Origin of the sequence: Streptacidiphilus sp. ASG 303 (assembly GCF_020991365.1) — a bacterium.
In the GTDB taxonomy this organism is placed as follows: domain Bacteria; phylum Actinomycetota; class Actinomycetes; order Streptomycetales; family Streptomycetaceae; genus Peterkaempfera.
The window spans coordinates 266,351-282,189 of record NZ_JAJLRA010000004.1; the positions used below are offsets into that span (position 1 = coordinate 266,351).

A 15,839-nucleotide genomic window follows, 5' to 3' on the forward strand; every position below is an offset into this window, starting at 1 on the left:
GCCGCCCGGACCCGCCGGGGCCCGCCGTCCGGCGGGCGGGGGCGGCGCGTCAGGTCCTTCACGACTCCCAGGCGTTGCTGCTCCGCAGCCGGGCGAAGATCCGGGCGAGCAGCCGGGAGACGTGCATCTGCGACATCCCCAGCTCGCTGCTGATCTGGGACTGCGTCAGGTTCCCGAAGAAGCGCAGCATGATGATCCGCCGCTCCCGCTCGGGCAGCTGCACCAGCAGGTGCCGCACCATGTCGCGGTGCTCCACGTCCGTCAGCGCCGCGTCCTCGTAGCCGAGGCGGTCGAGCAGGGCCAGTCCGCCCTCGCTCTCCTGGGCGGCCTCCAGCGAGGCGGCGTTGTAGGCGCGGCCGGCGTCCAGGCAGTCCCGCACGTCCTCCTCGGGGATCCGCAGCCGGGCGGCGATCTCGGGGATGCGCGGCGTGCGGCCGTGCGCCACGGTGAGCTCCTCCATGGCGCCGCTGACCTGCACCCACAGCTCCTGGAGGCGCCGGGGCACGTGCATGGTGCGCACGTTGTCGCGGAAGTACCGCTTGATCTCGCCCAGGATGGTCGGCAGCGCGTACGTGGGGAACTGGACCCCGCGCCCCGGGTCGAAGCGGTCGATCGCGTTGATCAGCCCGATGGTGCCGACCTGCACGACGTCCTCCATGGGCTCGCTGCGGCCCCGGAAGCGGGCCGCCGCGTACCGGACCAGGGGGACGTTGACCTCGATCAGCGCGGCGCGGACGCGCTCGTGCTCGGGGGTGCCCGGTTCGAGCTCGGCCAGGCGTTCGAAGAGCACCCTGGTGAGGGTCCTGACGTCCAGGGGCGACCGCGCCCCGGGCGCAGGTGCCCCTGCCGTCAGGACCCGCTGCCCCGTGTCCTGCTCCGCGCCCGCGTCCGGCGCGCTGCCCTGTGCCCGCACGGACCCGCCACCCCTCCGTACCACCTGGTGCCGGGGTCGACTGGTGTCTCTCCCCTATCCGGCAAAACCGGTCATAGCATCACAAGACGACTGTAGTTCGGGCAAGCACCGCCCTTACGCGTGTTGGTGGACTGTGGGCGGCGGGACCCGGGCCCCCGGGGCCGCGGAGGCCGTGCGGGGGGGCGGGCCCGTACGGCGGCGGGCCCGCCCAGGGGAGGTGCTCAGACCTCGATGTCGGCGATCACCCAGGTGGCGAACTCCCGCCACTGCGCGGCGGCGGCCTGGTGGGCCGGGTGGTCGGCGTAGGCCTTCAGTGCCTCGCGGTCGTCGACCAGGCAGCTGATGGCGTAGTCGTACGCGATGTCGCGCTGCGTGGTGTTCCAGCCGCACTCCCACGCGCGCAGCTCGGGGACCAGCGCGCCGAGCTCCTCGAAGGCCTTGGCGCCGGCCGGGACGCGCTCGTCGCGCTCCCGGTCGACGCCGTCGTTGAGCTTGAACAGGACCAGGTGCCGGATCACGGTGGCGCTCCTCGCGTGAGGGGACGGGGGTTCCCCGCCACCGTAACCGCCGGGTGTTCCGGTCAGTTGATCAGACCCGTCATGAAGGTGCCCACGGACTTGGCCGCGCCGGAGATCCCCTCGAAGCCGACCTGCACCAGGTCGGCGGCGCGGGACGGCGAGGTGATGATCGTGTACAGCACGAAGATGAGCAGGAGATACATGCCGATCTTCTTCGCCTGAGCCATGAACCTGACCCGCCTCCCTGCCGCGGCCCCGCACACCGGGGCGTCCCGCTCCCTCGGCAGCTCCGGAGGCCCCGGGAAGGGCCGCCTCGGGGCGGCTGCCGTGCTCCCCCGGACGACTTGCAAGCCGCAGCCTATCCATCCGGCGGCGGGGGCGGCACCGGTCGGAGCCCCGCCCGCCCCGGCCCGGGGCGGGTCCGCGCCCCCGACTGCGGCCGAAAGGACCAAAGTCCCCGGTCCGGATGGCTTCGCCGGGGTGCCGCGCGCCCGCCCATGGCGCACGATGGAGGTGTACCGAGGGTCTGGCAGGAACCCGCCGGTACCGGATCCGGAGCCCCCGCTGTGGGACCGGGCGCCGCGGCTTCCCCCCGACGCGGCCCCGGTTGTGGGACTCCGTCCCGGGGGAGCGGCTTGTCCCCCCGAAGCCGCTCCCCCTCCTGCAGTCCGCTCCCCCCTGCGCTCCGCTCCCCCCTGCGCTCCGCTCCCCCCTGCGCTCCGCTCCCCCCTGCGCTCCGCGCCCCGGGCACCGGTCCACGTACCGGTCGTTCCCCGTGCCGCCCTCCGTCGCACCCCGTGCCCGGCCCCTGCCGGGGCGCGCCGGGTGCACCCGCCGGGGGCCGCGCCCCGGCCACGCGCCCGTGCGGGCCGCCCGCGCCCCCACCCCCGGGCCGCCCGCGCCCCCCGACCCCAGTGCGCCGGCGGCCCGCCGCCCCTCCCGGAGGACGCCGCAGGGGCCGCACCGCGGAGGCGGGAGCGCCGCCGCTCCGGAGAGACGGGAGCGGTGCCGCTCCGGGGTCTCATGCCGCCGGAAGGCCGAACGTCTCGGCGAGGAACCGGCTCGCGTCCGCGAACGAGCGTCCGTCGGCGCGCTCGTCGTAGGCCACTCCGGGTACGGCGCCGGGTCGGGCGTGCCGGTGGGTGAAGCCGTGCACGGCCCCGCCGTACATGACGAGCTGCCAGTCCGCGTGGGCGTCCTCCATCTCCCGGGCGAACGACGCGACGTCCGCCGCCGGGACGTGGGGGTCCGAGGCGCCGTGGCAGACCAGCACCTTGGCGCGGACGGCGTGCGGCCGTGCCGGTGCCGGTGTGGTGAGGCTGCCGTGGATGCTGACGGCGCCGGCGATCCCCTCCCCGGACCGGGCCAGCGACAGGGCGGCCATGCCGCCGAAGCAGAACCCGACCGCGGCGAAGCGCCCGTCGGTGTCCGGGCAGTCCCTGAGCGCGTCCAGTCCGGCCCTGGTGCGCCTGAGCAGCATGGCGGGGTCGTCGCGCAGGGCCGTCACGCAGTCCATGATCCGTTGACGGTCGCCGGCCACGCCGTCGCCGTACATGTCGCAGGCCAGGACGACGTAGCCGAGGGCGGCCCAGCGTTGCGCCTGCTCGCGTGCGTGGTCGTCCAGCCCCGCGCCGCCGTGGACGAGCAGGATGCCGGGCCGCGGCCCCCGCTGTGCTTCGTCGCGGTGGAGCACTCCCGTCAGGGGAGTCCTCCCGTCCCGGTAGGCCAAGGTGCGACCGGTGGATGGCATGTGCGCTCCCGACGTTGCCGTGAATGTCCACGGAAACGCTATCCGGTCGATCTGACATCATATCAGAAATATGTCTTTTTTGCCAGCACCCTGGGGTTTCGATCCTGCATCGACCGGGGCTACGCGGAACGGGGTGCCCGGTGCAGCCCCTCTGCCCGGCCGGGGCTGCGTGACGGCTCCTGCCGCGTCACCGGGCGGCGGCGGCCGCCGGGGCGTCGGCGCCGGCCGCGGCGTTGCGGGGAAGCCTGGGAGTCGGGGGGATGTGCGGGGGAGGGGCCGGGGTCCGCACGGCCCGACCCGGACCGGAGCGGAGGCCGGACAACGCGAAGGGCCGGACGGTTCACCCGTCCGGCCCTTCGTCGCTCCTGCTCAGAGCGGTAGCGATGGGATTCGAACCCACGGTGGAGTTGCCCCCGCATACGCTTTCGAGGTCTGCCTCCCGCTGTACGCGGGGCTCCGTGACCGTTCTCCCGCCAGGTCAGGGAGCCTGCGCGAGGCACCGGCGAACGCCCCCGGATGCCGACGAATGAGACCACAACTGGGACCACTCAGGGCGCGCGCTTCGGGGTGACGGGGCCACGCCGTCGGCCCTTCAACCGCAGCAGTTCCTGCAAGGCCGGCCCCTCCTCCGCCCAGCGCCGCAGCCCCTCACGGTCGAGCCGGTGCACGCTGTGCCTGTCGCCCCGGCGCTGGGCATCGAGGGTGAAGCCGCCGTGATCGAGTGGCGCGGCGGCCGCGCGCATCAGTGGAGCGCTGCGTCGACGACACGTCAGCGTGATCGGCCCGGGGGCCGCTGCCCGCACAGGCCTGGCCCGAGCGCGGTGGTCCGGTGTGTCGCCCCGCTGCCCTGGCGTGATCACAGGTAGGGGCCGTCATGGACCGGGTAGGGGTGCGGCCGGCGGCGCACCGGGCTTGTCCTTCTCGCCCGTGTGGTTCAACCCGAGCTCACCCTGTACCTGGGCGACAGCGACGTACCCGACCCGATGGTCAAGGACCAGGACGCGTTCAACGTGCGCCGTCCTCATCGAGGCAGGGACGGCTCTCCACGCCGGCCGGCCTCCAGGGTGACCGACTGACCCGCCGCGGCGGCCAGGATCTCGTCCACGATCCTGTCCGCCGCGTCCGGACGGCCAGACGCGCGGGACCGCTCCGCCATGCCCCACCTCGGCCGGGCATCGGCCAGGAGCGAGCCCGTCGCCGCCTGCAGCCGGGCCGCCGTCACCTCGCCGGTCAGCGCGACCGGTGCCCCCACCTCCTCCGGATGCCGCGTGTTGTGCACCTGCTTGTTTCCCGCCGCCGACGCCAACGGCACGGACACCGCCGGTTTGCCCAGCGTGGTCAGCTCCGCCAGCGTTCCCGCCCCACTGCGCGACACGACCACGTCCGCCAGGGCCAGGACGTCAGACGGCTCGCCGCCGATGAACCCGGCCGGGCAATAGCGGCCTGCCGGCTCGGCCGGGAGCCCGGTCGCCGCCGGATGCAACGCCTCCGGGGGGACTCCGCACGATGTACGGCGAGTCCCGCCTGTACTTGACGGTTGAACGAGCGTGCGGCAAGCTACACAAAGACGGCTTAACTTGTTCAGTAAGTTAAGTCGCACGGTGTCTCCCGTCAGGAGACACACAGCAATCTGGAGATCCCGCATGAGCAAAACAGTCCTGATCACCGGAGCCTCTTCGGGCATGGGAGAGGAGGCCGTCTTCCAGTACGTCGAGCGCGGGTGGAACGTCGTAGCCACCATGCGTGACACGTCGAAGGCGAACCCTCACTTCGCCGCACTCAACGAGGTCCTCGTCCTCCGCATGGACGTCACCGATGCGCCCAGCATCGAGCGAGCCGTCTCCACGGCGATCGACCACTTCGGGTCAGTGGACGCTGTGATGAACAACGCCGGCTACGGACAGCTCGGAGGCCTCGAGGAGGTCACCCCGCAGCAGATCCGCGCCCAGTACGAGACCAATGTCATCGGCCCGGTCCTCGTCATCCAAGCCGTCCTGCCGCACATGCGTGAACGCCGGTCCGGACAAATTCTCAACGTCGGCTCGATGGGAGGGCACGTCAGCTTGCCCACGATGGCTGTGTACACCTCTTCTAAGAGCGCTGTGCAAAATCTCACCGAAGGGCTCGCCAAGGAGGTGGGGCCGCTGGGTATCCACGTCACCCTCGTGGAACCTGCTGGATACACGACAAACTTCGGCAGCAACGCCCAGCCCGTGGCCAACCGACTGCCGGACTATGACCCCGCTTACAGCGCCATGGCTGAGTTCGCGGCAACGTCCGTGCGCGGCGACCTCGCCAAGTCCATGGCCGCCGTCGTGGAGATCACCGGCACCGACGCCCCTCCGCTGCACCTGGCCGTCGGCGCCTTCGGATTGGACCTGGTCAGGGGTCGATTCGAAGAACTGATGGCTGAATACGAGGAGTGGGAGCACGTTACTCGCACGACAGGCTGATCCTCGGCCGCAGGCGAGCGTGCTCAAAATCGCTGGCGGGATTACATCCCACCGCTCACCGCCACCGGGTCGCCCGGGCTTGGGTGCCGTCGGATGGGGTGGGATCCCTGCGGGCTGGCAGGTGATGCGGACCAGAGCGCGATGTCGGTGCTTCTCGCCGTGTCAGGGCCGGACCTCGAGGTGCCGGCCGCAAAGATCGGCTCCATACGGGGCAACGGGGCCTCTGAATCGGGACGTCGGCGAATCTGGCCATGGGGCGTGACGCCCGGGATCCCGGCGGCGTCAGAGTCCTGCATTCGTGACACCGGTGGCCCCGTCGGCAAGGAAAGCCGACCAGTCAAAACCGCACCACGGGCGTGGCCTTGCGAGATGACCGGTGACGTCGCGCCGTTCCACTCTCGACTCAGTGGATCTGCTGGTGACTGCTGGGCGGTTGTCCACCGACGGCAATTCGAGTTGCCGTATCCAGCTTGTTCTTGAACTCGTGACGCGAGCTTACGCGGTACTTCCAGCCCGTTGCAGCGGCGTGCAACATATCAGCCACGTCTGCAGGAGTTGCAGCATCGCTGCGCGGTCCGTCGTCAGCGATCGCCCTCGCCAAGGAGGCCAGGATGAGGGTTCGATACTCGTCATACAGATCGCCCAACTGTTGCGGCCCCTGCTCCATCAAGGCGTCCACGCCGCGGTTGAGGTGGGTGCCGACATAACGGCCGAGCCACGCGTCCAGCGCTGCCGACAGCCGTTCGGCGAGGCTCCCAGTCGGATCATCGAGGGCGGCGTGCACATCCGCCATCGTCCCGTCCATCGCATGCCGCATCGTTTCGCGGAACAGCACGTCCTTGCTCTCGAACAGGAAGTACAGGCCGGGTCTTGAGATGTCGGCGGCCTGCGCCACCGAATCCATGGATGTCTTACGGAACCCGAAAGTGGCGAACACGTCGAGCGCGGCAGTGAGAACGCGCTCGCGCCGCTGGGCACCGCCTCGCATCGTCGTCATGCAGTAACCATACTGGGAAGGCTGACTGTATCTGAACAGGCTAGCCTGTTTACTGATCGTCTCAGAATGAGATCGGTGTGTCGGCTGGCAGTGGGCGGTCTTCGCAGGCAGGGTCTGCCGGATGTCCGGTGATCTTGTCCCGGATGGCCTGTGGGAGCGCATGGCTCCGCTGCTGCCGCCGCCTCCCGAGCGCAGGCACCGCCACCCCGGACGGCTGCGCGTACCCGGCCGCGTCGCGCTCGCCGGGATCGTCTACGTCCTGCGCAAGGGTGTCGCCTGGCGGGACGTCCCCGCCCCCGTGGTCGGCTGCTCGGGGATGACCGCTTGGCGCCGACTGCGGGACTGGACCGAGGCCGGCGTCCGGCCCCGGCTGCATGCACTGCTCCTCGCCGAGCTCCGCGGTGCCGGCCTGCTGGAGATGGACGACTGCGCGGTCGACGGCTCCCGTGTCAGGGCTCTCAAAGGGGGGATCATGTCGGGCCGTCCCCGGTCGACCGCGGCCGCCCAGGATCCAAGCACCATGTGATCGTCGATCGCCGCGGCACCCCGCCGGCCCTCTCCGTCTGCCTCCGTCGCCTCCGCCCCTCATTCTGAAACGATCGGTTAGAAGGCCAACTGAGACCACAATTGAGACCAGCCAACGGCGAAGGGCCGGACGGGTACCCGTCCGGCCCTTCGCCGTTGCTGCTCAGAGCGGTAGCGGTGGGATTCGAACCCACGGTGGAGTTGCCCCCACACACGCTTTCGAGGCGTGCTCCTTTGGCCGCTCGGACACGCTACCGGGACAGACTCTACCGGACGGCCCGGGCGCCGGTGAAATCCATTGCCGGGGTGGCGGCCGATCAGCCCGGCTCGGCGCGGTGGGTGTCGAAGAAGGCGGTGAGGGCGGCGCCGCACTCCTCCGCGAGGACGCCCGGCACCACCTCGGGGCGGTGGTTCAGCCGCCGGTCCCGGACCACGTCCCACAGGGATCCCGCCGCGCCCGCCTTCTCGTCCACGGCGCCGTAGACGACCCGGTCCAGCCGGGACAGCACGACGGCGCCCGCGCACATCGTGCACGGCTCCAGGGTGACCACCAGGGTGCAGCCGGACAGCCGCCACTCCCCGACGGCCCGGGCCGCCTCCCGGATCGCGATCACCTCGGCGTGGGCGGTCGGGTCGCCGACCGCCTCGCGCTCGTTGCGGCCGCGCCCGACCACCGTCCCGTCCGGCCCCAGGACGACGGCGCCGACCGGCACGTCCCCGGTGGCCGGGGCCAGGGCGGCCTCGGCGAGCGCGAGCCGCATGGGGCCGGTCCAGCGGTCGCGCACCGGGTCGGGGCGTACGGGGGCCGGGAGGGGCGTGGTCTGCATGCCCTCCAGTGTCGGGCACCCGGCGGCCCGGCCGGGTCCCGGGGCGGCCCCGATCCGCGGGCCGTGCCGGGCACGCGGCCTGCGCCGGGCCCGCGGGCGGGTCGGTTCCCTCGTCCGGCGGCCCCGCCGGCCGTACGGGCCCCGCCCGGTCCGTCAGCGGACGGCCTCCAGGACCTCGGCGCAGCCCAGCGAGTCGGCGATCTCGGCGAGCGCGTCGCCGGGGACGGCGCCCTCGCCGCTCATGGCGAGCAGCTCCCGGGCCGTGATCCCGAACTCGGCGAGCACCTCGGTGTCGCCCAGCGGCCCGGCCGGCACGCCGTCCGGGTCCGCGGCCGTCCCGCTGTCGTCGTCGTCCTCGGAGGCGGAGCCCGCGGCGCCGTCCTCGTCGTCCAGTTCGGCCACCAGGGTGTCGAGGTCGTCCAGCCCGTCGCCCGGGCTGCGCCCCACGAGCTCGTCGGTGAGGACGATCTCCCCGTAGGCGCTGCGGGCGGCGGCGGCGCCGTCCGACACGAAGATCCGCGGATCCTCCTCGCCGTCCACGCGGACGACGGCGAACCACGCGTCCTCCTGCTCGATGAAGACCAGGACGGGCTCCTCGTCGTCCGAGGCCTGGCGTGCCAGGTCGGCCAGGTCGGCGAGGGTTTCCACGTTGTCGAGCTCGGTCTCGCCCACGCTCCACCCGTCCTCGGTGCGAGCGAGCACTGCAGCGAAGTACGCCACCAGGACACTCCCATGGTCTCGGCTGTCGGAGAGCCGGTGCGGGTCGGCGGCCCTGCGAGAACGCCCCCCGCTCCAGGGCTGCCCGCCTCTCGGGCACCCCAACCGGAATCGTGACAGAAACCCTGCCACTGCGGGGGGTGTTCCGCAGCGCGTCCCCGCAGGTCGTGTCGGAGCGGATCACGCCCCCGGCCCCGGCCGCCGACGCCGTCCGGACCGGACGTCAGATGCGGAAGGTGCGCATCCGCAGCGCCTCCCGCATCCTGCGCTCCTTGGTGCGGCGCGGCTGGACGCGGGCCCGCAGCTCGCGGGCCTCGGCCAGTTCGCGCAGGAAGAGGGCCCGGCGCCGGCGCCGCTCGGCGTCGGTCTCCTGGCGCCGTCCGGCGGCCCCGCGCGGCGCGCCCGCCCCCGGCTCCCCGCCCGCGGATATGACCCCGTCGGCCGCGCCCCTGCGGGGCGCCGGTCCGTCCGTACGGGTGTCGTCGCCCCCGGCCTCCGCCCCCGTCCCGGAGGCGGCCGCGCCCCCGGGGCGCCGCCGGACGCGGTCCCGTCCGGACCGGTTCTGCTCAGCCATGCGATCCCCTGCGATCCGCGCGCACTGCCTGCCCGCTGTCCCGTACGGGGCCGGACGGGACGCGCCTGTCGCGGCCCCCCGTCCTTTCATACGGTCAGCCTTTCCCCGTCCGGCGGCATCGACACCGCCGGACGGGTCCCCGCCGGGACCGCCCCAAGTCCCCGCCGGGGCCCCGCCGGGTCCGCGCCGGGGCGGTGCCGGGGCCGCGCCGGTGCTGCCGCCCGCCGCGTCCGGCGCCCCCGCCGGGGCGCCCGCAGGTCGTACGGGTGTCCGGGCTCGGTTACTGTCTCAGTCATGCGGATCCACGTCCTCGACCACCCGCTGGTCGCCCACAAGCTGTCGACGCTGCGCGACGAGCGCACCGACTCGCCCACCTTCCGCCGGCTCGCCGACGAGCTGGTCACCCTCCTCGCGTACGAGGCGACCCGGGACGTCCGCACCGACGAGGTGGAGATCACCACCCCGGTGGCCGTCACCACCGGCACGCGGCTGAGCTACCCCCGGCCGCTCGTGGTGCCGATCCTCCGGGCCGGCCTGGGCATGCTCGACGGCATGACCCGGCTGCTGCCGACCGCCGAGGTCGGCTTCCTCGGGATGATCCGCAACGAGGAGACCCTGGAGGCCTCCACGTACGCGACGCGGATGCCCGACGACCTCTCCGGCCGCCAGGTGTACGTGCTGGACCCGATGCTCGCCACCGGCGGCACCCTGGTCGCCGCGATCCGGATGCTGATCGACCGCGGCGCCGACGACGTGACCGCGATCTGCCTGCTGGCCGCCCCGGAGGGTGTGGCCGCGATGGAGAAGGACCTGGCCGGACTGCCGGTGACGGTGGTGACCGCCGCGGTCGACGACCACCTCAACGAGCAGGGCTACATCGTGCCGGGCCTCGGTGACGCGGGCGACCGCCTGTACGGCACCGCGGGCTGACCCCGCCCCACGGACGCGGCTGCGGCCGGCCACCCCGCACGGGGTGGCCGGCCGCAGCCGCGTCCGGGCGCCGGCGGGGCGGCCCGGAGGGGCCCCGCCGCGCCGGGTTCAGCAGTGGGAGGCGGAGGGCTTCGGCGCGGGCCTGGTGAGCACGGCCAGTGCCTGCGCGGCCTGGGCGGGGGTGCGCAGCGCCTTGAAGCCGTCGCCGATGACGAAGTCGACCGAGCCGTCCTTGCGGGCGTCCGCGGTGTTCCTCGCCCCGGTGACGTGGGCGCCGAGCAGGGCGGCCGCCCTGCTGCCGGCGCGGCCCTCGAGCAGGCGGACGGCCTCCTTGACCTTCTTGTCCAGCGAGGCCGGGGCGTTGCCGACCTTGCCGATCCTGAAGCCGCGCCTCTTCAGCTCGTCGGCCGTGTGCCCGGCCAGGCCGGACTTGGCGGTGGCGTTGTAGACGTTGACGGTGACGGCCTTCGGGCTGGGCACGGGGCCGGGCGCCGGGAAGGTCCCGGCCGCCGCGCGGGAGGCCGAGGGGGAGGGCGCGGGGCAGGCCGCGGCGGAGAGCTTCCTGCCCTTGCCGCCGAAGACGCCGGCCAGCTGCACCGTGCCCCAGCTGATCAGGGCCACCGCCAGCACCGTCGACACCAGGGCGGTGATCCGCCGCCGGCGCTTGTTGGGCGGAACCAGGCGGGGGTAGCTCGTACCGGTGACCCGGTACTGCTTCCCCTTCAGTCCGGGGGGCGTCAACATGCTCACCGTGGGTCGCCCCCTCGCGCGGGACAGGCAGGTGGATACGGCTGCGGGCATCGCAGAGGCCGTGGTCAACAGCGTAGTGCCGACCTTGCGCGAGCGTACTAAATGATCATCATTTGGAGTATGGGGGCACCCGAAAGCGTGCACAAAGCGATACCGGGCGGCGCGTCCCCGCCCGCCGCCGCGGCTCCCCCGGCCGCGCGTCGGCCGGTACGGGACCGTCCGGCGCCGTCCCGGCGCCGCCGGGGCGGGTCACTCCATGTCGAGGACCCGGGCGTGCAGGACCTGCCGCTGCTGCAGGGCCGCACGCACGGCGCGGTGCAGGCCGTCCTCCAGGTAGAGGTCGCCCTGCCACTTCACCACGTGGGCGAAGAGGTCGCCGTAGAAGGTGGAGTCCTCCGCGAGGAGGGTCTCCAGGTCGAGCTGGCCCTTGGTGGTCACCAACTGGTCCAGCCGCACCGGACGCGGGGCGACGTCCGCCCACTGGCGGGTGCTGTTCCGGCCGTGATCCGGGTACGGCCGCCCGTTGCCGATGCGCTTGAAGATCACACGGAAAGCCTACCGTTCCCGCGGGCGGCGGCGCAGCAAGGACGCCCCACCTCTCGCACCGGCCGCCTCCCACCAGCGCCGACGCGCGAAGGCGGCGACGGCTGCCCGGGCAGGTCGTACCGCCCCGGGCATGCCGTCCGTCATGTTTCGCCGCCTATGGGGGTTTTGGGGGCGCGCCGCCGGCGTACCCCTCCGGCCCCCGCGTGCCCGGCCGGTTGTCGGTGGCGGGCGGTAGCGTCCCGCCCCATCGCACATCCGACGGCAGGAGGGCACCTGATGAGGTTCCGGATCGAGCGCGGCGCACTGGCGGACGCGGTGGCCTGGGCCGGCCGCGCGCTGCCGGCCCGGACGCCGCTGCCCGTCCTCGGCGGCCTGCTGCTGGAGGCGTCCGACGGCCGGCTGTCGGTCTCCGGCCACGACCTCGAGGTCTCCGCCCGGACCGCCGCCGAGGCCGACACCGCCGAGCCCGGGCGGGTGCTGGTCGCCGGGCGCCGGCTGCTCGACGTCTGCCGGGTGCTGCCCGACGGCCCGGTGGAGTGCGTACGGGAGGGTGCGCGCCTGGCCGTGGCCTGCGGCGGCGTCCGCTTCGGGCTGGCCGCGCTGCCGATGGAGGACTACCCGGCGCTGCCCGCGGTGCCGGAGGTGTGCGGCGAGCTGGACGCCGCCGCCCTCGCCGCCGCGGTGGCGCAGACGGCGGTGGCCGCGGGCCGCGACGACACCCTCCCGGTCCTGACCGGCGTCCGGATCGACCTGCACGACGACACCCTGGTGCTGGCCGCCACCGACCGGTACCGCTTCGCCGTGCGGACCCTGGACTGGCGGCCCCTGCCCGGCCGGTCCGCCCCAAGCGGGTCCGGTACCGACAAGGCCGGCACCGGGGGGTCCGTGGTCGTGCCGGCGCGCCGCCTGCTGGACGCGGCGCGCGCCCTGGCGGGCGCCGGCACGGTCCGGCTCGCCCTGGACGACGGCGTCCTGGGCCTGGAGGGCGGCGGCGCGGTCGCGACGATGCGGCTGATCGACGGCGTCCTGCCCCGCCACGAGCGGCTGTTCGCGCTGGACGGCCCGGCCGTCGTCGTGGCCGAGCGGGCCCCGCTGGCCGAGGCGGTCCGGCGGGTGGCGGTGGTCGCCGACCGGCACGGCCCGGTGCGGCTGGACTTCTCCGCCGGCTCCCTGCTGCTGGAGGCCGGGGCGGGCGACGACGACACCGCCTCCCAGCGGCTGCCGGCCGCGCTGAGCGGCCCGGCGACCCACGCCTCCTTCAACCCCGCCTACCTCGCGGACGCGCTCGGCGCGCTGGAGGCGCCCTACGTCCAGTTCTCGCTGCTGGGCCCCGGGCAGCGCGTCCTGCTGGCCGGGCGGGGCACCCAGGACGGTCCGGAGGAGCCCGGCCACCACCACCTGCTGATGGCCCTCAAGAACGCCGGCTGACCGCCCGGGCCGGGCGCGCCCCCGCCTCCGGCTCAGCGGTCGCCTCCGCGATCGAGGCAGTGTAGACATGGGGTATGGCCCGACAGCCGGGCCGATCCAGGGCCCAGTCGGCCCCGACGACCCCCGGTCGGCGCCCGCGGACTCGGCCTGACCAGCGAACCGAGCGGCAGGCCGGGCGGTGGGCCGGGCGGTCCGGCGACGGCCGCGGCCCGGCATACCGCCCGCGGCGGCTGCTGGGCATGCGGAGCCTGGCGGGCCAGGTCTTCGTGCTCCAGGTGACGGTGGTGCTGCTGCTCGTCGTGGCGGCCGTCGCCGAACTCGTGCTGCAGGCCCGGTACGACAGCGTCAAGGAGGCCCGCAACCGTTCGGTCGCGGTGGCCCAGGCGTTCGCCAACGCGCCCGGCGTGCCGCAGGCGCTGGCGGGCCCCGACCCGACGGCGGTGCTCCAGCCGAAGGCCGAGGCGGCCCGCGCCCTGTCGGGCGTCGACTTCGTCGTGGTCACGGACACCCGCGGCATCCGCTACACCCATCCCCATCCGGACCGCATCGGCAAGAGGTTCGTCGGCACCATCGGACCGGCGCTCCGGGGCGGGGTCGTCACCGAGACCGTCAACGGCACCATCGGCCCGCTGGTGCAGGCGGTCGTGCCGGTCAGGGACGGCGGCCGCGTCGTCGGCCTGGTGTCGGCGGGCATCACCATCGCCAAGGTCTCCGGCGCCGTCGACCGCCAGCTGCCGCTCCTGCTGGGCGCGGCCGCCGTCGCGCTCGCCCTGGCCACCGCCGGCACGGCGCTGGTCAGCAGGCGGCTGCGGCGCCAGACCCGCGGGCTCGGACCCACCGAGATGACCCGCATGTACGAGCACCACGACGCCGTCCTGCACTCCGTCCGCGAGGGCGTGCTGATCGTCGGCGGCGACGGCCGGCTGCTGCTCGCCAACGACGAGGCGTCCCGCCTCCTGGACCTGCCGCCCGACGCCGAGGGAAGGCCCGTCGCCGACCTCGGCCTCGAACCCCGCGCCGCCGAGCTGCTGGCCTCGGGCCGGACCGCCACCGACGAGGTGGTCCTGGCCGGCGACCGGCTGCTGGCGGTCAGCAACCGGCCCACCGACCGCGACGGCGGCCCGCCCGGCAGCGTCGCCACGCTCCGCGACTCCACCGAGCTGCGGGCCCTGTCGGGGCGCGCCGAGGGCGCCCGGGAGCGCCTGCGGCTGCTGTACGACGCGAGCGTGGACGTGGGCACCACCCTCGACGTGGTGCGCACCGCCGAGGAGCTGACCCGGGTCGCGGTGCCGCGGTTCGCCGACTTCGCCACCGTGGACCTCGTGGAGTCGGTGCTGTCCGGCGAGGAGCCCCACGCGGGGGCCCGCGCCGAGATGCGCCGGGTGGCGGTGCGCGGGATCCGCGACGACCACCCCCTGTACCCCGTCGGGCAGCTGATCCGCTTCTCCCCCTCCTCCCCGCAGGGCTGGGGCTTCGGCCATGCCCGGGCCGTGGTGGAGCCCGACCTGCGCTCCTCGGTCGGCTGGCGGGCGCAGGACCCCGACCGCACCGACCGGGTCCTCGCCCACGGCATCCACTCGCTGGTCACCGCGCCCCTGCTGGCCCGCGGCGTCCTGCTGGGCATGGTCCACTTCTACCGGTCGGAGAAGCCCGAGCCGTTCGAGGACGACGACCTCTCCCTCGCCGAGGAGCTGACGGCCCGGGCGGCGGTCTGCATCGACAACGCCCGCCGGTACACCCGCGAGCACGCCGTCGCCGTCACCCTGCAGCACAGCCTGCTGCCCCGCAGGCTGCCCGAGCAGTCCGCGCTCGACGTCGCCTTCCGCTACCTGCCCGCGCAGGCGGGCGTGGGCGGCGACTGGTTCGACGTCATCCCGCTGCCCGGCGCCCGCGTCGCCCTGGTGGTCGGCGACGTCGTCGGGCACGGCCTGCACGCCGCCGCCACCATGGGCCGGCTGCGCACGGCCGTCCACAACTTCTCCGCCCTCGACCTGCCGCCCGACGAGCTCCTCGGCCACCTCGACGAACTGGTCGCCCGCATCGACCAGGACGAGGCCGCGGGCGGCGTGGGCGCCATCACCGGCGCCACCTGCCTGTACGCGATCCACGACCCGGTCTCCGGCCGCTGCGCCCTCGCCCGCGCCGGCCACCTGCTGCCCGCCGTGGTGACGCCCGGAGGGGACGTCGTCTTCCCCGACCTGCCCGCCGGGCCGCCCCTCGGGCTGGGCGGCATGCCGTTCGAGACCGCCGAGCTGGACCTCCCCGAGGGCACCCGGCTCGTCCTCTACACCGACGGGCTGGTGGAGGCCCGCGACCGGGACATCGACGTCGGGCTGGAGCTGCTGCGCAGCACCCTGGCCGCCGCCGCGGACCGCACGCCCGAGGAGGTCTGCACCGCGGTCCTGGACGCCATGCTCCCCGAGCGGCCCGGCGACGACATCGCCCTCCTCGTGGCGAGCGCCCGCACGCTCCCGGCGGACCGCGTCGCCGAGTGGGACGTGCCCTCCGACCCGGCGGCCGTCGCGGGCGTCCGCGCGGCGGTCTCGCGGCAGCTCGCCGCGTGGGACCTCGACGAGGCGGCCTTCACCACCGAGCTGATCCTCAGCGAGCTGATCACCAACGCCATCCGCCACGCCACCGGGCCCATCCGGGTGCGCCTGCTCCGCGACCGCGCCCTGGTCTGCGAGGTCTCCGACACCAGCAGCACCTCGCCCCACCTGCGGTACGCGGCGGACACCGACGAGGGCGGCCGGGGGCTGTTTCTGGTCGCCCGGTTCGCGGAGCGCTGGGGCACCCGCTACACCCGGGACGGCAAGGTGATCTGGGCCGAGCAGGCGGTCCCCGGGCCGGACGGCCCGTGAGCCCGCTGTCCCGGACGGCCCGTGAGCCCCCCGCCCCGGGCCCGGCCGCC

General features: G+C 74.2%; 14 protein-coding genes, 1 tRNA gene and 2 pseudogenes. 5 read left to right on the forward strand and 12 right to left on the reverse strand.

What is annotated here, in order from left to right; genetic code table 11:
- Positions 1 to 58: 58 nt before the first annotated feature.
- From LO771_RS08055 to LO771_RS08075, 5 genes and pseudogenes are all read right to left on the reverse strand, one after another.
- Entirely contained in the window at positions 59 to 937 is an 879-nt protein-coding gene (locus LO771_RS08055) for an RNA polymerase sigma factor SigF (RefSeq protein WP_374228096.1), read from the reverse strand.
- 197 nt (positions 938 to 1,134) lie between these two features.
- Positions 1,135 to 1,431: a Dabb family protein gene (locus LO771_RS08060; RefSeq protein WP_230649274.1), complete on the reverse strand. Its 297-nt coding sequence runs from the start codon at positions 1,429 to 1,431 to the stop codon at positions 1,135 to 1,137.
- Between the two features lie 62 nt (positions 1,432 to 1,493).
- Entirely contained in the window at positions 1,494 to 1,658 is a 165-nt protein-coding gene (locus LO771_RS08065) for a hypothetical protein (protein ID WP_230649275.1), read from the reverse strand.
- A gap of 794 nt (positions 1,659 to 2,452) precedes the next feature.
- Positions 2,453 to 3,181, reverse strand: coding sequence for a dienelactone hydrolase family protein (locus LO771_RS08070; RefSeq protein WP_230649276.1), 729 nt, complete (start codon positions 3,179 to 3,181; stop codon positions 2,453 to 2,455).
- Between the two features lie 1,021 nt (positions 3,182 to 4,202).
- A pseudogene (locus tag LO771_RS08075) lies at positions 4,203 to 4,670 on the reverse strand (glycosyltransferase); the annotation flags it as partial.
- Positions 4,671 to 4,824: 154 nt separating this feature from the next.
- Between LO771_RS08075 and LO771_RS08080 the strand changes: the two are divergent.
- Entirely contained in the window at positions 4,825 to 5,634 is an 810-nt protein-coding gene (locus LO771_RS08080) for an SDR family NAD(P)-dependent oxidoreductase (protein ID WP_230649277.1), read from the forward strand.
- Between the two features lie 403 nt (positions 5,635 to 6,037).
- Here LO771_RS08080 and LO771_RS08085 read toward each other — a convergent pair whose 3' ends face one another.
- Positions 6,038 to 6,631: a TetR/AcrR family transcriptional regulator gene (locus LO771_RS08085; protein WP_230649278.1), complete on the reverse strand. Its 594-nt coding sequence runs from the start codon at positions 6,629 to 6,631 to the stop codon at positions 6,038 to 6,040.
- A gap of 121 nt (positions 6,632 to 6,752) precedes the next feature.
- Between LO771_RS08085 and LO771_RS08090 the strand changes: the two are divergent.
- A pseudogene (locus tag LO771_RS08090) lies at positions 6,753 to 7,195 on the forward strand (transposase); the annotation flags it as partial.
- A gap of 130 nt (positions 7,196 to 7,325) precedes the next feature.
- On the opposite strand, the gene LO771_RS08095 reads toward LO771_RS08090, so the two are convergent.
- The 4 genes from LO771_RS08095 to LO771_RS31270 all read right to left on the reverse strand — a co-directional run bounded on the left by LO771_RS08095 (position 7,326) and on the right by LO771_RS31270 (position 9,130).
- Positions 7,326 to 7,412, reverse strand: a tRNA-Ser gene (locus LO771_RS08095).
- A gap of 61 nt (positions 7,413 to 7,473) precedes the next feature.
- A complete protein-coding gene (gene tadA, locus LO771_RS08100; protein WP_230649279.1) occupies positions 7,474 to 7,983 on the reverse strand; it encodes a tRNA adenosine(34) deaminase TadA in 510 nt (169 codons plus the stop codon).
- 153 nt (positions 7,984 to 8,136) lie between these two features.
- Entirely contained in the window at positions 8,137 to 8,703 is a 567-nt protein-coding gene (locus tag LO771_RS08105; protein ID WP_230649280.1) for a hypothetical protein, read from the reverse strand.
- 220 nt (positions 8,704 to 8,923) lie between these two features.
- On the reverse strand, positions 8,924 to 9,130 hold the full coding sequence (locus tag LO771_RS31270; protein ID WP_230649511.1) for a hypothetical protein: 207 nt from the start codon (positions 9,128 to 9,130) through the stop codon (positions 8,924 to 8,926).
- 438 nt (positions 9,131 to 9,568) lie between these two features.
- Here LO771_RS31270 and upp point away from each other — a divergent pair, with 438 nt between their 5' ends.
- Positions 9,569 to 10,204, forward strand: coding sequence for a uracil phosphoribosyltransferase (upp, locus tag LO771_RS08115; protein WP_230649281.1), 636 nt, complete (start codon positions 9,569 to 9,571; stop codon positions 10,202 to 10,204).
- A gap of 108 nt (positions 10,205 to 10,312) precedes the next feature.
- Here the strand turns inward: upp and LO771_RS08120 are convergent, their stop codons facing one another.
- Together LO771_RS08120 and LO771_RS08125 are read right to left on the reverse strand one after the other, a co-directional pair.
- Complete coding sequence (locus LO771_RS08120) at positions 10,313 to 10,948, reverse strand: LytR C-terminal domain-containing protein (protein WP_255743986.1); 636 nt, start codon at positions 10,946 to 10,948, stop codon at positions 10,313 to 10,315.
- A 255-nt stretch (positions 10,949 to 11,203) separates the two neighbouring features.
- Positions 11,204 to 11,500 (reverse strand): type II toxin-antitoxin system VapB family antitoxin, encoded by a 297-nt coding sequence (locus LO771_RS08125; protein WP_230649283.1) that lies wholly within the window; start codon positions 11,498 to 11,500, stop codon positions 11,204 to 11,206.
- A 276-nt stretch (positions 11,501 to 11,776) separates the two neighbouring features.
- Here LO771_RS08125 and dnaN point away from each other — a divergent pair, with 276 nt between their 5' ends.
- Together dnaN and LO771_RS08135 are read left to right on the forward strand one after the other, a co-directional pair.
- Positions 11,777 to 12,928 (forward strand): DNA polymerase III subunit beta, encoded by a 1,152-nt coding sequence (gene dnaN / locus LO771_RS08130; RefSeq protein ID WP_230649284.1) that lies wholly within the window; start codon positions 11,777 to 11,779, stop codon positions 12,926 to 12,928.
- Between the two features lie 74 nt (positions 12,929 to 13,002).
- Positions 13,003 to 15,789, forward strand: coding sequence for a SpoIIE family protein phosphatase/ATP-binding protein (locus tag LO771_RS08135; RefSeq protein WP_230649285.1), 2,787 nt, complete (start codon positions 13,003 to 13,005; stop codon positions 15,787 to 15,789).
- The last annotated feature ends 50 nt before the right edge of the window (positions 15,790 to 15,839 follow it).